Origin of the sequence: Allobrachymonas chironomi DSM 19884 (assembly GCF_000374625.1) — a bacterium.
Taxonomy (GTDB): domain Bacteria; phylum Pseudomonadota; class Gammaproteobacteria; order Burkholderiales; family Burkholderiaceae_C; genus Brachymonas; species Brachymonas chironomi.
Window position 1 is genome coordinate 48,067 of the sequence record NZ_KB894772.1, and the last position, 15,311, is coordinate 63,377.

Sequence of the window (15,311 nt, forward strand, 5' to 3'; positions counted from 1 at the left end):
GCTGCCACCCGCGCAATGCGGGGTTCGTGGCTGGTGTCCGCAAGCCCTACTTTCTTGCTTGCAAGTGCTGTCAAGCCCACTTCATCTCCTTGTTGATATGTGCATCCCCGTGTTCCCCGGCTGGTTGATAGGGCGCTCTTCCTGTGTCGTAACCCGATGTGCCGGGTTCACTCGCGCCCTGTGTTGATCTGCATTGTGAAATCTGAAAACAAACGACTGGACGGTTGTTTTCAATTATACGTTGCAATCCAAGAACCGCAATCAGCGGGCTCGTCGGTCATTGACGCAGGTCAATTCGAGCTGCCGGCTTGGGTTCAAGGAAGGCCCTGATTCTTGGTAGAGCCGGTGACAGGCCCATGGGAACACCCCTCAGATCTTTGAACAGAGCCTTTGAATGCCACCCAATAAAGATGACGCGCCAGACAACAAGCGCCGCTACCTGTCCTCTGCCGCCAGGAAAGAGGAAATACTCGACGCGGCCCTGGTCGAATTCGCGGATCGGACATACAACGCAGTGTCGATGGAGCGCCTGGCGGAATGCGCGGGCTTGTCCAAGGCTGGCATCTATGCCCACTTCAAAAGCAAGGAAGAAATTTTTCACGCCTTGCTCGAACGTACGACGAAGCAGATTTGTGATTTCCAGGGCTGGCTCCCGGATGAGGATCTGACGTTGCCAGAGCTGGTAGATGTCTACCTGGATCGCCTGTACGCGACCTTCAGCTCCCCTGCCACGATGTCGATCTACCGGCTGCTTCTGGCCGAAAGCGCCCGAACTCCAGAGCTGGTGCAGCGTTGGCACAACGAAGTTGCGCTCGGGCTGAAAGAGCGGGCGCAGACCATCATCCACCGCAACATACGCCGAGGCGTCATTCGCCCAGGCGTCTTGACCGAACACTTCTTCCCGTTGGCGCTCGCGCCCGCAGTGCTGTGGCTGAGTTCCTCGATGCTGTCCAAGGGGAATCCTTCCATCTCGCTGGTGCAGTTACGGGATGCGCACCGGCAACTGTTGCTTGAGCTTTTGCAGCCTCAATGAGCGGAGTGATGCACAGAGTCCTGCGCGCCCTTGCAGGCTTGGCGATCGGCTTTGTGGTACTGCTGCTGACTGTGTGGGGTGCGCTGGCTCTGTGGCATCAGATGCCGGGACCTTCGGTGGTGCGATGGTTTGTCATTGCCATGTGGTCCACATTGGGTGTGACCGTTGTCTTGTCGCGGGCGGGCTTGCTTGGGCGGCGCAATCGCAACATCGCCGGATTCGCATTTGTGATCGCAGCCGCCTCCCTGCTCATGTGGTGGGGGACGCTGCAGCCGTCACACCAGCGTGTATGGGCTGACGATGTCGCTCAGTTGCTGGAGGCCAGGATCGACGGCAACCATGTTCACCTGAATAATGTGCGCAACTTCCAGTGGCGCAGCGAAACCGACTACACCCCGCAGTGGGAGAGCCGCACATACGACCTGGATCGTCTGCGCAGCGCCGACTTGGTGCTTTCCTACTGGATGGGGCCGCACATCGCCCACACCCTGGTGTCGTTCGGCTTCGATGGCGGTGAACGCGTGGTGTTCTCGCTGGAAATTCGCAAGGAACGCCATGAGTCCTTCTCGGCGGTAGGAGGATTCTTCCGTCAGTTCGAGCAGATCCTGGTAGCCGCCGATGAGCGAGACATTGTGCGTACGCGCAGCAACGCGCGAGGCGAAGATGTTTATCTCTATCGCTTGCAGATGAATCAGGCGAGTGCCCGCGCGTTGTTTCTGGAGTATCTGAACGCGGCCAATGAACTGCGGCAGAAACCGCGCTTTTACAACACGTTAACCAGTAACTGCACGACCATCGTATTCGAGCTGGCCCGGGTCATTGCGCCCGCATTGCCAATGGACTATCGCCTGCTGCTGTCTGGATATTTTGCGCGGTACGTCTACGACCTGCATGGATTGACGCCTGGCTATCGTTACGATGAATTGCAGGCACTGGGGCATATCAACGAACGTGCCCTTGCTTCCGATGTGTCAGAGGATGACTTCTCGATGTCGATTCGACAAGGCGTGCCAGGCATCCCTGCCAACGAGGTGAATCCATGAGGTTCCCGCAGGCCTGCCTTCTCATTGCATGCGCCGCTCTTGCTCCGCTGCTGCTGGGGGGCTGCTCGATCCTGCGCGAGTTCGGCCCAGTGGTTGAAGTTCATACGCTACCTGCCAGGGAGGCCATCGAACTCAAGCGCGGCGACATCCTGACACGTGGCAAGCTCAGCGATGCGACTGTCCAGACCATCAGGGTGGCGGCATTGGATGAGCAGGCATGCGCAAAGCCGATCTCCTCGGAGTGCGCGGAGGCCTTGGCTACCGTGACGGGGGTCGCCACGGATAGACGCCTGGCTGCACTGTCCGAACTATGGCTGGCGCAGGCTCAGGCCATGAAGCCCGGCTCAGCGCAGCAAGCCGCCTGGCTTGAGACGATTCGCTATGCCTATGCTTATCTGTTCCTTGGTGACCATACTCCGGGAGAGCGGGCCTTCGAGGATCGCCAGACCCAAGTGCGGGATTGGTATAACTATGCCGTCGAGCATGCGGCCACCGGCATGTTCGAAGTTCGGCAACAAATGCCGACGCAGTTGCCCGACCAGACCAGTTGGAACATTGCAGGCTGGGAACTGAAGCTGGATATGCGCGGCGCGCGCTTACCGGGCAGTACGGCGGTGCCAGCCGAACTCCTGCCAGCCTCGTCCCTGTCTTTCCGTGGATTGCGTAGCCTCTACCGGCGCGACGGCTTTGGCGCCGAGCTTGTGGCGGTCATTCCGGACGAGTCCCTGAGCGCCGCCCCAACTCGGGGTGGTCGCCCAGCGGCAAAACATGATCAGCAACCGCTGCCCTGGAGCGAGATGCCCGCGCCGTCCATGACGGTTCTGCTGCATCCCGACGGAGACAACTTGGACAGCGTGCTGCATGCTCGTACAGCCCGTCTGACGGTGCATGACCCCTATGTGGAATCGGCCATTATGCTGCGCGGCCAACGTGTGCCGCTGGCGGCCAATTTCACGGCCGGCTATGGCGTATGGCTGGCCCGTGCCAATTTCAACCGCCAGTCGCTGCGCAGCCTGCTCGGGCGCGAGGGTGGCATCGACCGCCCGCACGTCTACTTGATGCAGCCCTACGATCCGAACAGGCGGATCATCGTCATGCTGCACGGACTGGCCAGCAGCCCTGAAGCCTGGGTGGAACTCGCCAACGAAATCCTGGGCGATGAGGCCCTGCGCCAGCATTACCAGATCTGGCAGGTCTACTACCCGACCAACATGCCAGTCGCGTTGAACCACGCCATGATTCGCAGGGCGCTCGGGGATACGCTGACGCATTTCGACCCATCCGGCCAAGCGCCGGCGTCGTCCGACCTCGTGCTGGTGGGGCATAGCATGGGCGGGGTCATCGCGCGGTTGATGGTGTCGTCAACCGATCAATCGCTGGTGCAATTGGCTGCGGATCACAGTCGGTTGACGCCGCAGCAGATCAGGCGCATTGATCCCATGTTGCGCTTCGAGCCCTTCCCGAATGTCAGCAGTGCCATCTTCATCGCGGCGCCTCATCGGGGCACATCGGTCGCGGGTGGACGCCTGGGGCGCTGGATGGCGGGATTTATCCGCTTTCCCATTACGGTGCTCGAAGAACTCGCCCATACACTGGCACCCAATGCGGCCGCCAGCAGCCGTGAAAGCCTGGCAACCATTCCCAATAGCGTGAACAATCTCGACGAAAACGATCCGTTCGTGCGTACGGCGGCGGGCTTTCCCATCTCATCCCAGGTGCGCTATCACTCGATCGTGGCCCAAGCCAATTCCGAAGTGGCCCTCGATGATTCCGATGACGGTCTTGTGCCTTATCGCAGCGCACATCTTCCCGGCGCACAGTCCGAGAAAGTCATTATTTCGGGGCACAGCGTGCAACAGAGCGCGGCCGCGATACTGGAGATCCAGCGTATTCTGAGAGAGGACATGGCTCTGCGGGAAGCGCATTTACAGCCATAGACAACTGCCATCTGCTGTGCGCGGCCGAGCTGATTTCGGATTTCGTATGGGCGTAATGCATTCATCTGAATGCGCAAAGAGCATCAGACTTACTGTTGCCCGCTCGACGCTGGCACAGTGGGTCGGTGCGTGCGGCGCGCAACTGCAGCCGATGGTAAAGGCGCTGGATGACGAACTGCGTCGCCACGTGGTGCTGCACGCCCACGAGACGCCGATGCTCAAGCCCAAGCATCTTGGCGACGGCAAGGCGTACCCAACGTGATCCGCCGTCTGGCGGCGACCCAGCCCATGCTCGACAAGATCGTCGGCCACCAACGCCACATCGCTCAGGCCTACGGCATATCGATGGAGCATGCGCGCTGGCTGTTGACCACCGTGGCGTTCCACTGCCTTGCCGTGGCCGACACGGTGTACTCGGTCGCCGAACGGGAACCCGTCGTGGATGCAGACCGTGCGACGGAGGAAGCCGAGATGGAGGCCGAACTCAACAGGGCATGCACGCACTCATTGTTGGCATGCTGGCCTTGATGGATGCTGATGGCCTTTCAGGAGATAGTTGATCGTCGTTCTCGTTTGTGGGGGTTGAATGGAAATCCAGGGATGCCGTAATTGAGGAGCCTGGACGGCGTATCGTTCAGGAACAAACACGCACGGGCGGCCAGGCCCTGCCGTGGCTCGACATGACGGCCTTCCTGCGCGGGGCCATCGACCTTGCGCTAGACAACCATGCCAATGCGCCACGCAGCAATACGCAATGGGTGTTCTTCGACCGTGGCCTGATCGACGCGGCGGCAGCACCCCAGGCACTGGACGGCACTACTATTCTGGACACGATTGCCCAGTCGCATCGCTACCACTCGCGCATCTTTCTGGCCACGCCGTGGCCTGAAATCTATGTGCAGGACGAAGAACGCCGTCACAGCATGGATGAAGCGCGGGCTGAATTCGAGCGGCTTCAGCGCACCTATCCAGCGCTGGGCTATGCGGTATCGCGGTTGCCCAAGATCAGAGTGGCGCAACGCGCTGACTTTGTGCTGGACACCTTGGCTAGCCGCTAACCTACCAAGGCGAACTCTACCGTATCTCACCGCCACGTAGGACTCCATGCTCAAATCTCTTGCGTAACTCTGAGATAAGGATTGTTGGGTGGTACTGCATCGAACAACCAATTCGCATCGATCAGCAAATACCCATGCAGCTTCCGGGACTTGCGCGGCCCGGTGACTTCACAGATCCAGATGTTCAAGCCGCTGTCGTGCTTTCGATGCAACCCCAGTTTCTCAAAGCGCTTCTGCACCCACTGCCAATCCGGCATCTTGTCCTGCCGTGCCAGCGTGCCGACATGAGGGTGCTCCTGGACGTAGCGCTGGAACACACCTGGGCTGACCAAGTAGGCCGTGTCATTCACGGAATGCACGAGCGCTTTTGCGTCGTTGATGATGAGCCGGCGCGAAGCAATTCCCTGTTTCAGCCACATCATGAAATGTTCGCCTGACGGGGGCGCTGCTGTTAGGGGTGGTTTAGCAGTAGATGGTGGTGGCGAAGGAAGCACTGCGGCAGTCGCTGGCATAGGAGTGCTGGGGTCTGCGGGGTAGCTTCTCTGTGCAACCGGCTCCACATCCTGCTCGGCACCAGGCGAGCCGCTCGTGCTCACCATTGCCAGCATGTCCTCCATGACATCGGACACGGGCTGGGCCTTAGGCGGTGAGGCGGTGACGGTACTACTGCCTTCCCAAGATGGAAGTTTCTGACCGTTCGGGGCTGCCTTCGCCATGGCCGCAGGCGGCATTTTCGGCGCCTCGGCGTCGTTTTCGGCGACTGCCGCGTGGATCGCTACCGTGCCTGCAAAAGGCGTCGGTCGCTCGCCAGATTCCCAGATCAGCGCAGGAGCGAGGCGCAACAGGGTGAACGAGTGGGACCAGCCGGTGGAACTGGTTATGGTCGCGCGCCAAATAGCCTTGCCGTCGGGCGCCGGCTGCAACATGCCGTGATCCTGGAGGACGTTGAACACCGCGGTGTTGTTCGCAGGGATGCCATCGACGCCTTGGGACAGCAGGTGCGCACGCAGTTTGTCCGAGACCGTTTTGCTCACCAGCCACAGGGCATCGTCGGTGAGCCAGCCATCGGAGGCTTCCGGCTGGTTCAGTTTCAACTGTTCCTTGAGCAGGTAGCGCAACCCGTCGAGCAGCTTGCGCTGCAGCGCGTGCTTGGGCGCAGCCATGGCGCGGGCCGGATCGCCGCCCAGCTCCTGGGCCACCGAGGCCCGGTCTGCCTGCACGACAAGTTCGCCCAGTACGCCGGCGTGCTCGTACTGCCCGGCCAGGACGTAGAGCAGTGGTGCCCACAGGGACGGATAGCCGCTGAGCCAGTCCAGGGCCTCACGGTCGAGCAGTTGGTGGTAGAGCAAACCTGTCGCGGCGCTGTGCAGGCGGTACTCGCGATCGTCGCGGTAGCGGAATCGGTATGGCTGGCGCAGCGGGCCGTGCCAAGGGTGCCAGATGCTGCCGTCGGCCAGCTCGACGTGCAGATCGACGGCGATCTTGCCGATGTCGTGCAGCAGCGCGGCGTAGGCGACGGCGGCGGTCCAGGCTTCGGACTGTGCCGCTTGGTCTTCGGGGCTGGCGCCGATGGGCAGCAGATGGGACTGCCGCAGTTTCAGACTGTAGGCGACGATTTCGAGGCCGTGGTCGAGCATGCCGCCCAGATAGGCATGGTGATGCGCCTCGGAGGCCGGGAAGGCCTGGACCAGCTCGGCGTAGCGTTCCAGGGGCGCTCGGTACAGCGTGGCGAATTGCCTGCGCGACAGCGAGGTGCGCTGCCAAATGTGCTCCAGCAGCTTCTGCCGGCGCGGGGTGGCCAGCAGCGATGCGGCCGACTCGGGCCGCATCAACCCTTTCGGGAGGACGGTGGCGGGTGCTGGCGGTGGCGCGCCGGCGACCGGGGGCCGTTTTCGCTGGAACAGGGAGAGCATGCGGGTGTCCTGTGGCGGGCCGACCGGGAGGCCTTTTTGCCTTTTCGAGGTAGGGCCTTTCCCCTTGCACCCCATTCCCTTGCCGTTTCGGCCCTTTGGCCTTTAACCGTTTCGGTATAGCGGGGCCTGGGTTGCGGTTCCAGCGTCAATGTGGAACCCGCACGAATGGATTGCGCGGCGACCAGCCGCTGGCCTCGGCCTATGCTGCGGAGACGCTGTTTTCGCCAGGTAGGTTGCTCTCTAGGCGTCAAAGTTGACAAATGCGACAAAGGCGACTAGAGTAAGTCCTGTCTCAAACCTACCTGGGAGATGACCATGCCCACCGCCATTGAATTCATTGCCGACCGTCTGCCGCGTGTCACCGTGGAGGATGTGCGCCGCTTCGCGGATACCGTCGAAATCCGGGATGCGCCGGCTTTCGCGGCCGAGTTGCAGGCGTTCATTCACGAGCGCGTGGAGGCGGTAAAGCTGCCAGCCAACCTCGAAGGTGAAACGGTGGAGCACGCCTTGAAGCGTAAGACGGCTGCGCTGCGCGCTGAGACGCGCTGGGCGCCGACTGAAACCGACGTCCAGCGAGGCCGCGCCGTGCTGCTGGAAACCTTCAACCAGCCGCACAACCTGCCGCCCGCGGAGTACGCCAAGCTGGCGGACAAGTCGCGCCAGCAGATCTACAAGGACATCCTCGCCCGTCGGCTGCTGGCGCTGAACGTGGGGCCGCGAGGCCAGAAACTGCCCGACTGGCAGCTCGACCCGGTGAAGCAGCAGTTGACCCAAACCGTGCTTCAGGAGGTCGAGGGCATCGACCCTTGGACGATCTACCGCGCACTGTCCGAACCGCTCGAAGGCTTGGGCGGCCGCTCGCCAGTGGATGCGGTGACGCATGGCACGATCGACGACGTGGCCGAGGCCGTGTTCAACGTGCTGGGCGTTCAGGTGCATTGAAGCGAGATCGCCATGAGCCACGAGCTGCCTTCGTTCCTGATCGATGCCGGTGAGCTGCTCCAGCATGTGAGCCGCGTCGTCTATCGGGGCAGCCCGCTGTACTATGGCCGCAGCAGCACCAATCGCTACGATGACCCGGCCCAGGCCTACGGGGTGCTCTACCTGGGGCGCGACCTGCCCACGGCGCTGATGGAGTCGGTGTTTCATAAGCACCAGTGGCTTGCGGACACGAAGCGCTCGATCGCGCTGAAAGAAGTCCAGAGCCGGATGGTGCGCGCAGTGGGCGTGATGGACGACGTGCTTCTGGCCGACCTCACGGCGCCGGGCGTCATGGCGGGCTACTTCGGCCTGAACCTGGAGCAGTTGGCCAGCCGCGACTACACGCACACGCAGCAGGTGTCGGCCCAGGTGCATGCGATGCTTGGAGATGACGGCCAGGTGCTGTTCGACGGGGTGCTCTATCCGTCGCGCAACAACTATCCCGCCAAGAGCATCGCGCTGTTCGAGCGTGCCAGCGCGAAGGTCAGTGTCATCGAGGACATCGATCTCGTTGACCATGTGGACTGGCCGCGTTTCGTTGCTACATACCGCATCGGCGTGGAGCCCGACCCTGGCCCGTTGGAACCGGATGACGAAGCGTCCTGAAGCAGCAAGAGAACACATTGAAGCCCTAAACAGAATGAAATGGACCAAACTGAAATAGGCATCCCTCAGCAGTAGGAGACGACCATGAACACCACGACTCGCACCAGCACCGCAGAACGCCTCGGCCGCGCCTTTGGCCGCGGATGGCGTGCCTACGCGCGCTGTGAACGGCGGGCGTCGAACTGGTTGGTTTCCAAGGGCATGCCGACGGCTGGAGCCACCGCGCTCGTGTGGATGGTTAAGCTGGCTGCGCTCGGGGTGCTGCTGTACACCACCTTCTGGCTGGCCCTGGTGATGGTGTGCGTCATGGTGGTTGCCTGGATGGCCCGCAACACCGACTTGGGCGAGGAGTTGCCCGAGCCAGAGTGGCGAAACGGACCAGCAGGATTCGGCCTATACACCTACGACGGTTTCCGCATTGATCCTCATGTCGAGGACGACTAGCAGCGATCACTTCTTCGACACTGCATTGATCGCAATGCTTCCTCCCCTTCCGCCAGCAGCCTTGGCATCTCCGGTGGCTCCTGCGAGGCCTTGCAACACGTTGCCGGCACGAACGCCCGCCCAAGCCAAGGCCATGATCCAGAACGTAGGCAGTACGATGAACATCGTGCCCGTGACAAACATCAGGAGCATGTCTCCGAAGGCGTTGTTCAGCCCCACCAGCGGGTCGAAGTTAGTGTGCGGCCGATTCCAGCCGAACCCCCAGCCATAGAGCGCATCCAGGATCGTCGAATCGATCCAGCGCGCAAGCTGAAACCAGAAGTCCGTGAAGAAGAGCGCGAACTGCACGACGCTGACGGTAACGACCGTCTTCAGATCGTAGGTGCCTACGACCAGCACAAGCGGGATGCAGATGACCAGCGCCATCTTGAGCAAGGCGAGGACCATGGGCAGAGACTGTCTCACGACGTCCATGGCGGGAAACGCGGCAATCGCGCCGACGGCCATCCCAACGTCTCCCGTGGCCCGCGTCACGATGTTCGGCAAGGTCTTGTCGATCTGGCCGCCATAGTCCGTATAGACGCTACCCTGGTTCAATTTCTGTTGCCGCGGTGACGCGATGGCGCGGATCACCGAGTCGTCCACCTCGGCCCTGCTCAGGAACCCGGCCCAGCCTGCCAGGCGATTCAACAGGTTCGGGTCCACCTGTCCCAGCAGGCGTGCCCGCAGGCCATTGCCGCCATCGGCCCACCACTGCCTGCAGGTCGGGTAGCCGCCACCGCTGCCCACCTGTGCAAGCCCCGCATCGCGGGTGCTGTCGTAGGGCCAGTCGTCGCGCGGCGTGCTTGAGCGGTAGGTGTCGTAGTAGCCGCCCGTGTCCGTGAAAAACCTCGACCCTATCCAGGTCACGTCGTGCATCTGCTGCTCATCAAGCTGAGGGCGCTGCATGAACAATTTGGCCCGCGCAGGCCCATAGCAATCCCGCGAGAAATCCGCTACTTCCTGAGCCAGTACCGGGTCGTCAATGCGGGTCGCGTCGATCTCCATGCGCATCTGCCGCAGGTCCGTGCCGCATGGGATCGCCGCCACCGAGGCGCTCGTGACGGCGCGCGAGAGCGCGTGCATGAAAGCCCACCAGACCGGCACCTTCGCCGACTGGTTGTTGATGGTGCTGAAGGACTGCGACCAGCCGGTATCCGTGGGCTGCGGCACGCTGACCTGGCACTGGGCCGAGCGCGAGCTGTCGTACTGGATGGTGTTGAGGTCCACGTCGATGAACGGGATGCCAGCGAACATCACCACCACGATGGCGACGAAGACCCGGTTCTCGATGCGCGCAGCCGAGAGCACGCCCTTGTTGCCTTCGTCGGCACCTTCCGCACGGGCCTTCAACCACTCCTGCACGATGATGGCGACGAACGGCAGCGCGAATACTCCGCTCGACACCAGCACCGCCCAGATGCCGTTGTTGACGATCCAGGACACCAGCGTCAGGTAGTACTCCAGGTAGTCGGTCGTAAAAAGCGTCATGGCGCGGCTCCCTCTTCAGCTCTGCATCAGCAGGCTGGCTTCCAGCGCCACGATGGCGACGACGCCGGCGATCTCGCTGCGCACCAGGCGTCGCCGCGCTTGCGCGTCTTCCTCGCGGGCCAGCAGCCGGCGGCGCATCCAGACCCAGCCATAGACCGTCGCGCCGTACAGGCACAGCCGCCACACCAGGAAGTAGCCCGCGCTGGCAGCCAGCCACCGCTCCCAGCCGGCAACGCTGCCGACGAGGTAGATGCCGACGAGATTGGCGCCCACGGCCGCGGCGATGATGACCACCGCCAGGAGCAGCGCCTTTGCCGCGCGCCGGCTGAAAAGCCAGCGCGGGCGCAGCCAGGCCGCGTTCATGGCGTGCCTCCCGGGTTGCCCCGCTGCAACCGATCGAGGCGGTCGGGCACCGGGTCGCCTTCGTAGATGCCGCGCGAGCCGGCCGCGCGCGTCCCGTGGCGCTGGATGATGGCCATGGGCGAGTTGTTCGCCAGTTCGCGCCGCAGTTCAAGTTCGGTCTTGAGGTTGCGGATCTCCTGATCGAGCGTGTCGCTCTCGTGGTTCACGGCCTCGACCGCCAACTGGTTGGCCGCCACGTTGGGTTCCTTCTTGCCGGTCAGCAGGGTCCGCTGGAGCAGCAATGCCTTCTCCAGCACGGACGACAACGCGACCTCGGACGCGAGACGTCGCGCCAGCAGGTCTTGGTCTGGCTCGTCGCGCAGCGCCTCGATGACGCCGCGTGTAATGGGCAGCGAGGTGCTGCCGGCTGCATGCAGGTTCTCGAACGTCGTGTTGCGCGTCCCAGAGACCAGTTCCTGCAAGGCCTCCAGCTTGGTCTCGTACTCCTCCTGGATCAGCGGCGTCAGCCCGACGCCAGGCACGGTCTCGGTCTTGGTGCAGGAATCACACGTGCGCTGTACCTGTTCCCCGAGAACCCGCGTCGCCCATTCGGTCGCCTGCTGCGGCGACGTCCAGGTCTGGCAGGACAGGCTCGCGCAACTGGCGGGCGCGATGGAGGACGTGTCAGTCACGCTGCGCCCGTTGACCAGGTTGTAGCCCGCCCGCGTCACGTCACCGACCACCCGGATGGCCGACTGGCCCGCGCCGCCGGCATTGCTGCCGCCCACCCAGGGCACGCCGTCGTTGCCGCGGCGCGTCTCGGCCTGCTCGATCGCCGATACGGCATCCGTGCTCGACACCGCATCGCGCAGCGCCATGCCTTCCGCCATCTGGCTCCATCCGAGCTGGCCGCCCGCCGTCTCGGCCATCTTCTCGGCCATCGCGCGACACGTCAGCTTGGAGCGGTCGAAATCCAGCCTCGCCTGCAGCACACCATTGGTCAGCAGGTTGTACAGCCCCGGATCGGCACGCTGGATGATCAGCGCCGGCAGCGATGCCACGGCACTGGTCGCGCTCTGGATCACGTTGCTCATGATCTGCTGGAACCCATTCGTGATCCCATTGAGCTGATTGCGCAGCGTGGTCTGGATGCTCATGTCGCCGCAGATGAGGTTGCTGTTCCAACCCAGGCCGACCCCGATCGAACGCATGCCAGCGGCGCGGCCCATGGACACCGCACTGCCACCGCCGATCGAGTACATGACCTCATCGCCGATGACGGGGCCGCTGGTCTGGAAGCCGGCCTGCGCCCACGCGAGGCCACAGACCAGGGCGAGCGCGCCGGCTAGCGCCGTGGGGCGCAGCGGGCGGCGAACCTTGGCGGATGGGTTCATCAGTTCAGGACGCTTCATCGCCGTACCCTCAATAGAAATCGACGCTGCCGAGGAACACCTGGCCCCGGCGTTCGCAGCACGCATAGGGCCGCCACAACGCCCAGGCGTAGTCGCCTTGTTGGGCCTGTGTCAGGAAGCCGTTGCGCGGGAAGACCGTGCAGGACGAGGACAGGACGGGCGTGAGTTCCTGCCACTTGCCGGTCGAGGCATCGCCCTCCATCAGCGCGCCGGCCGGCCAGTAGCCATCGCGGGAGTTGGCGAGCAGCGGCTGATAGACGTGGATCTGCCCGCGGCGCGTGACCACATCGCCGGCCCGTTGGGCCACCACGGCACCGGCCTTGTGGTCGTCCGTCTGGTGCAGGAAGCCGCCGCGCGGATAGACGTTGCCCCAGAGGTTCAGGGTCGAGCGCGCGCCGACCTCGCGCATGCCCGGGATCAATGCCTCCGGGTACACCATCTCCGGTACGTTGTAGCGCCAGGCCGGCGTGTCCAGCGTACTGAGCAGGTACGGCATGAAGGCCGTGCCTGCGCCCTCGCAGAAATAGCCCGAGGACGAGACGAACTGGTTGAACACCTCGACGCCGGGGTGGCCGATGACGTCCGCGTTCTTGAACTTCGCGAGATTGTTTTCGTCATCTTCATTGGTGGTGCCGTCCCCGCCGGCCTGGGCCGAAGGGTTGGGCGTGCTCATGGCGCGCACTTCGACCCAGGGGTTCTCGCCGGTGTTCGAGTAGGACGAAACCACCGCATCGGGGATGTAGTGCCTGACCTTGACGGACGTGCGCACCGTGCAGCCGGTCCAGGTGCAGTAGAGCCAGTAGCAGATACCCACCACCCGGTACTCCAGGCAATCGGGCGAAGCCACTGAACCCACGATGGTCGCCGTGTTCAGGGCGTAGCTGCCCGTGGCGCTGAGCAGCAGCACGGAGGTGACGGCAGCCCGCATGCGGCGCAGAAGGTCGAATGAGCGGATCACGGTTCGGCCCTCCGGTGCTGTTCGATGCGCGCGATGGCGCGGGCCACGTCAGGCTCGCCATAGACCACGTAGCGCTGATCCACCACGACAGCCGGAATGGTGGTGATGCCCAGGCTCCATGCGTCGGCAACGCCCTGGTATGCGGTGGCGATGCGACGCTGGAGGTCAGCGCCCCCCTGGCTCAGCCGGCGCTTCACGATGGCTGTTGCCTGTCCGGGATCGGCGGGCAGCGCCGCAGAAAGCTCCGCTTCGATCCGGGGCGCTTCATCCAGCTCGATCAGCTGCTCGCCACCCATGGTCCTGACCGGGTGACGGCTGTCGGTGATGATCACCACATCGGCGGCGAAGCTGGCCGGGCTGAACACGGCCAGGGAAGCCGGCAGCGCAACGGCCAGGCCAAGGGTTCGCCAGCCCGATGCGAACCTGGATGAAGATGCTGGCATGTCGAGCGCCCCCAAGAGTTGTCAAGGGCCATAGTCAAACGCCGAACGCCATGCGGCCCCAACAAACAATGCGCATCGCGGACTGCCCGCATACCTGCTTGTCTTGCGCCAATGAAAAGCGGAGGCCGAAGCCTCCGCGTGGATCAAGGAGCCGGTGCCATTGCTACAGCAGGCCGGATTCCGCAAAGGAGAACGGGGCACCCTGGCCGACGATGATGTGGTCCAGTACCCGCACATCGATGAGCGCCAGCGCGGCTTGCAGTTGCTGGGTCAGCATGCGATCCGCGCTGGACGGCTCGGAGACGCCCGAAGGATGCTGGTGGGCGAAGACCACCGCGGCGGCATTCAACTCCAGCACACGCTGCACGACGACACGCGGATAGACCGAAGTCGCGTTGATCGTGCCCCTGAACAGCGGCTCGTAGGCCAGCACCTGGTGCAGGCTGTCCAGGAACACAGCGGCGAATATCTCATTGGGCTCAGCGACCAGTTTCAGACGCAGGTAGTCCCGTACAGCGGCCGGTTGGCTGAGGCACGGTCCAGCTTTGAAGACCCGTCTCTCCAGCAGCACGATGGCTTGCTGGATGATCCAGTCCTCGTGTTGGGCAGCGATGGCGGAAAGCGACTCCAGGCAGGAGTCATTGACGGCGAAAGACATGGCGAACCTCCAGACGGTGAGATCGGAGGGCACTCGCCCTGGGAGGGCAAGCCCTCCTGGGGAACGAACAAGGTGCATCCATCACCGCGGCAGCGGTGATCGTTCGCGGCCAGGATGCGAGGCGAACGGGGTTGTGGTCAGCGCAGCGGACTGCGCCGTAGCCTTGAAGACCGGGGCTACCTGGGCATGTCGCCGACGACGTCGGCAGGCATTTCCGATGTGGGTGTGGCGGCGGGATCGCCGGCCGCGAGCATGTCCATGGCCGACAGCAAGGCATCGCCCTCGATCGGGCCCTGCAGCAGGATCGCCTTGCCGGTTTCGCGATCGTGCAGCCGCAGCGACGGCGTGGCGGTCACGCCGCTGTTCGTGGCTTCCGCAGTTTGGGTACGAATCGCCGCGTCGGGCCGCTCGCTCGCAATGCACTGTTCGATGGCTGGCGTCAGGGCGGGGTGGCGCAGGTCTTCGGGCAAGCCCTGGCCGTCGCTGTGTGTGTGGACATAGACCCACTCGACAGCCTGCCAGAAGGCGGGATGGCCGCCGGCTTCGCCCGCGCATTCCACCAAGCGCGCTTCGGCGGACGCGGCCGGCTCATGCGCGGCCAACGGCAGGTGGTGCCATTGCAAGGCCACGTCCGCATTGCCGGCTACCCAACGCTTGAGGACAGGGAAATAGGACCGGCAGAACGGGCATTCGAGGTCCGCGTAGAGCGTCAGCGTGAAACGACCTGCCGGGTTGCCCATCTGCCAAGGAGGCCCGGCCACCTGCGTCTCGCTGACAGGCGCCGAGGTTTGGGGCGTGGACTCGCCTGGCGAACGGGACACGAGCCAGATCAGCAGCAGCGCAACCAGCACTGCGCCTAACGCCCATGGCCAGCGGGCCCGCCAGCGCCGACGGCGGAACGCCTGGACCTGCATCGGAATGGATGAGCGTTTCTGTTCCATGGCGTTCTCCGG

17 protein-coding genes are annotated in these 15,311 nt (G+C 63.4%); 9 read left to right on the forward strand and 8 right to left on the reverse strand.

Translation table 11 applies throughout. The annotated features are described in order from the left end of the window. The first annotated feature begins 394 nt into the window (after positions 1-394). From C513_RS0109095 to C513_RS13570, 6 genes are read left to right on the forward strand one after another with little or no spacing between them, the layout of a single operon-like run. Positions 395-1,033, forward strand: a complete 639-nt coding sequence (locus C513_RS0109095) for a TetR/AcrR family transcriptional regulator (protein ID WP_018715739.1) — start codon at positions 395-397, stop codon at positions 1,031-1,033. Beyond that, positions 1,030-2,076, forward strand: a complete 1,047-nt coding sequence (locus tag C513_RS0109100; protein WP_033395007.1) for an Lnb N-terminal periplasmic domain-containing protein — start codon at positions 1,030-1,032, stop codon at positions 2,074-2,076. The genes C513_RS0109095 and C513_RS0109100 overlap by 4 nt, the downstream gene beginning before the upstream one ends. Then, on the forward strand, positions 2,073-4,013 hold the full coding sequence (locus C513_RS0109105) for an esterase/lipase family protein (RefSeq protein WP_018715741.1): 1,941 nt from the start codon (positions 2,073-2,075) through the stop codon (positions 4,011-4,013). Before C513_RS0109100 ends, C513_RS0109105 begins: the two co-directional genes overlap by 4 nt. Positions 4,014-4,059: 46 nt before the next feature. Next, positions 4,060-4,275: an IS66 family transposase gene (locus C513_RS14305; RefSeq protein ID WP_003050067.1), complete on the forward strand. Its 216-nt coding sequence runs from the start codon at positions 4,060-4,062 to the stop codon at positions 4,273-4,275. Positions 4,276-4,301: 26 nt separating this feature from the next. After that, complete coding sequence (locus C513_RS0109115; protein WP_202626418.1) at positions 4,302-4,541, forward strand: hypothetical protein; 240 nt, start codon at positions 4,302-4,304, stop codon at positions 4,539-4,541. A 47-nt stretch (positions 4,542-4,588) separates the two neighbouring features. Further along, a complete protein-coding gene (locus C513_RS13570) occupies positions 4,589-5,071 on the forward strand; it encodes an AAA family ATPase (RefSeq protein WP_051084430.1) in 483 nt (160 codons plus the stop codon). Positions 5,072-5,121: 50 nt separating this feature from the next. Here the strand turns inward: C513_RS13570 and mobH are convergent, their stop codons facing one another. After that, positions 5,122-6,984, reverse strand: a complete 1,863-nt coding sequence (gene mobH / locus C513_RS0109125; RefSeq protein ID WP_026320719.1) for a MobH family relaxase — start codon at positions 6,982-6,984, stop codon at positions 5,122-5,124. Between the two features lie 315 nt (positions 6,985-7,299). Between mobH and C513_RS0109130 the strand changes: the two genes are divergently transcribed. The 3 genes from C513_RS0109130 to C513_RS0109140 all read left to right on the forward strand — a co-directional run bounded on the left by C513_RS0109130 (position 7,300) and on the right by C513_RS0109140 (position 9,015). Further along, positions 7,300-7,926, forward strand: coding sequence for a hypothetical protein (locus tag C513_RS0109130; protein WP_003050085.1), 627 nt, complete (start codon positions 7,300-7,302; stop codon positions 7,924-7,926). Between the two features lie 12 nt (positions 7,927-7,938). Continuing rightward, positions 7,939-8,571, forward strand: a complete 633-nt coding sequence (locus tag C513_RS0109135; RefSeq protein ID WP_003050087.1) for an RES family NAD+ phosphorylase — start codon at positions 7,939-7,941, stop codon at positions 8,569-8,571. Between the two features lie 84 nt (positions 8,572-8,655). Next, positions 8,656-9,015, forward strand: a complete 360-nt coding sequence (locus C513_RS0109140; protein WP_003050090.1) for a DUF3742 family protein — start codon at positions 8,656-8,658, stop codon at positions 9,013-9,015. Between the two features lie 6 nt (positions 9,016-9,021). On the opposite strand, the gene C513_RS0109145 is transcribed toward C513_RS0109140, so the two are convergent. From C513_RS0109145 to C513_RS0109175, 7 genes are all read right to left on the reverse strand, one after another. After that, positions 9,022-10,545, reverse strand: a complete 1,524-nt coding sequence (locus tag C513_RS0109145) for a conjugal transfer protein TraG N-terminal domain-containing protein (RefSeq protein ID WP_003050092.1) — start codon at positions 10,543-10,545, stop codon at positions 9,022-9,024. A 15-nt stretch (positions 10,546-10,560) separates the two neighbouring features. Continuing rightward, positions 10,561-10,908 (reverse strand): hypothetical protein, encoded by a 348-nt coding sequence (locus tag C513_RS0109150; protein WP_003050094.1) that lies wholly within the window; start codon positions 10,906-10,908, stop codon positions 10,561-10,563. Next, positions 10,905-12,299 carry an integrating conjugative element protein gene (locus C513_RS0109155; RefSeq protein ID WP_003050095.1) on the reverse strand — a complete coding sequence of 465 codons (1,395 nt, stop codon included), beginning with the start codon at positions 12,297-12,299 and terminating at the stop codon, positions 10,905-10,907. Before C513_RS0109155 ends, C513_RS0109150 begins: the two co-directional genes overlap by 4 nt. Before the next feature lie 10 nt (positions 12,300-12,309). Continuing rightward, positions 12,310-13,257, reverse strand: a complete 948-nt coding sequence (locus C513_RS0109160; protein WP_018715746.1) for a TIGR03756 family integrating conjugative element protein — start codon at positions 13,255-13,257, stop codon at positions 12,310-12,312. Beyond that, positions 13,254-13,700, reverse strand: coding sequence for a TIGR03757 family integrating conjugative element protein (locus C513_RS0109165; RefSeq protein WP_013520787.1), 447 nt, complete (start codon positions 13,698-13,700; stop codon positions 13,254-13,256). Before C513_RS0109165 ends, C513_RS0109160 begins: the two co-directional genes overlap by 4 nt. Positions 13,701-13,863: 163 nt before the next feature. After that, a complete protein-coding gene (locus C513_RS0109170) occupies positions 13,864-14,358 on the reverse strand; it encodes a JAB domain-containing protein (RefSeq protein ID WP_003050103.1) in 495 nt (164 codons plus the stop codon). 176 nt (positions 14,359-14,534) lie between these two features. After that, positions 14,535-15,299, reverse strand: coding sequence for a DsbA family protein (locus C513_RS0109175; protein ID WP_003050104.1), 765 nt, complete (start codon positions 15,297-15,299; stop codon positions 14,535-14,537). Between the last annotated feature and the right edge of the window lie 12 nt (positions 15,300-15,311).

Coding starts and splice junctions, on each gene's coding strand:
- C513_RS0109095 (WP_018715739.1), top strand. CDS start 395: ATGCCACCCAATAAAGATGACGCGCCAGACAACAAGCGCCGCTACCTG.
- C513_RS14305 (WP_003050067.1), top strand. CDS start 4,060: ATGGGCGTAATGCATTCATCTGAATGCGCAAAGAGCATCAGACTTACT.
- C513_RS0109100 (WP_033395007.1), top strand. CDS start 1,030: ATGAGCGGAGTGATGCACAGAGTCCTGCGCGCCCTTGCAGGCTTGGCG.
- C513_RS0109155 (WP_003050095.1), bottom strand. CDS start 12,299: ATGAAGCGTCCTGAACTGATGAACCCATCCGCCAAGGTTCGCCGCCCG.
- C513_RS0109140 (WP_003050090.1), top strand. CDS start 8,656: ATGAACACCACGACTCGCACCAGCACCGCAGAACGCCTCGGCCGCGCC.
- C513_RS0109145 (WP_003050092.1), bottom strand. CDS start 10,545: ATGACGCTTTTTACGACCGACTACCTGGAGTACTACCTGACGCTGGTG.
- mobH (WP_026320719.1), bottom strand. CDS start 6,984: ATGCTCTCCCTGTTCCAGCGAAAACGGCCCCCGGTCGCCGGCGCGCCA.
- C513_RS0109170 (WP_003050103.1), bottom strand. CDS start 14,358: ATGTCTTTCGCCGTCAATGACTCCTGCCTGGAGTCGCTTTCCGCCATC.
- C513_RS0109165 (WP_013520787.1), bottom strand. CDS start 13,700: ATGCCAGCATCTTCATCCAGGTTCGCATCGGGCTGGCGAACCCTTGGC.
- C513_RS0109130 (WP_003050085.1), top strand. CDS start 7,300: ATGCCCACCGCCATTGAATTCATTGCCGACCGTCTGCCGCGTGTCACC.
- C513_RS0109105 (WP_018715741.1), top strand. CDS start 2,073: ATGAGGTTCCCGCAGGCCTGCCTTCTCATTGCATGCGCCGCTCTTGCT.
- C513_RS0109175 (WP_003050104.1), bottom strand. CDS start 15,299: ATGGAACAGAAACGCTCATCCATTCCGATGCAGGTCCAGGCGTTCCGC.
- C513_RS0109115 (WP_202626418.1), top strand. CDS start 4,302: ATGCTCGACAAGATCGTCGGCCACCAACGCCACATCGCTCAGGCCTAC.
- C513_RS0109150 (WP_003050094.1), bottom strand. CDS start 10,908: ATGAACGCGGCCTGGCTGCGCCCGCGCTGGCTTTTCAGCCGGCGCGCG.
- C513_RS0109135 (WP_003050087.1), top strand. CDS start 7,939: ATGAGCCACGAGCTGCCTTCGTTCCTGATCGATGCCGGTGAGCTGCTC.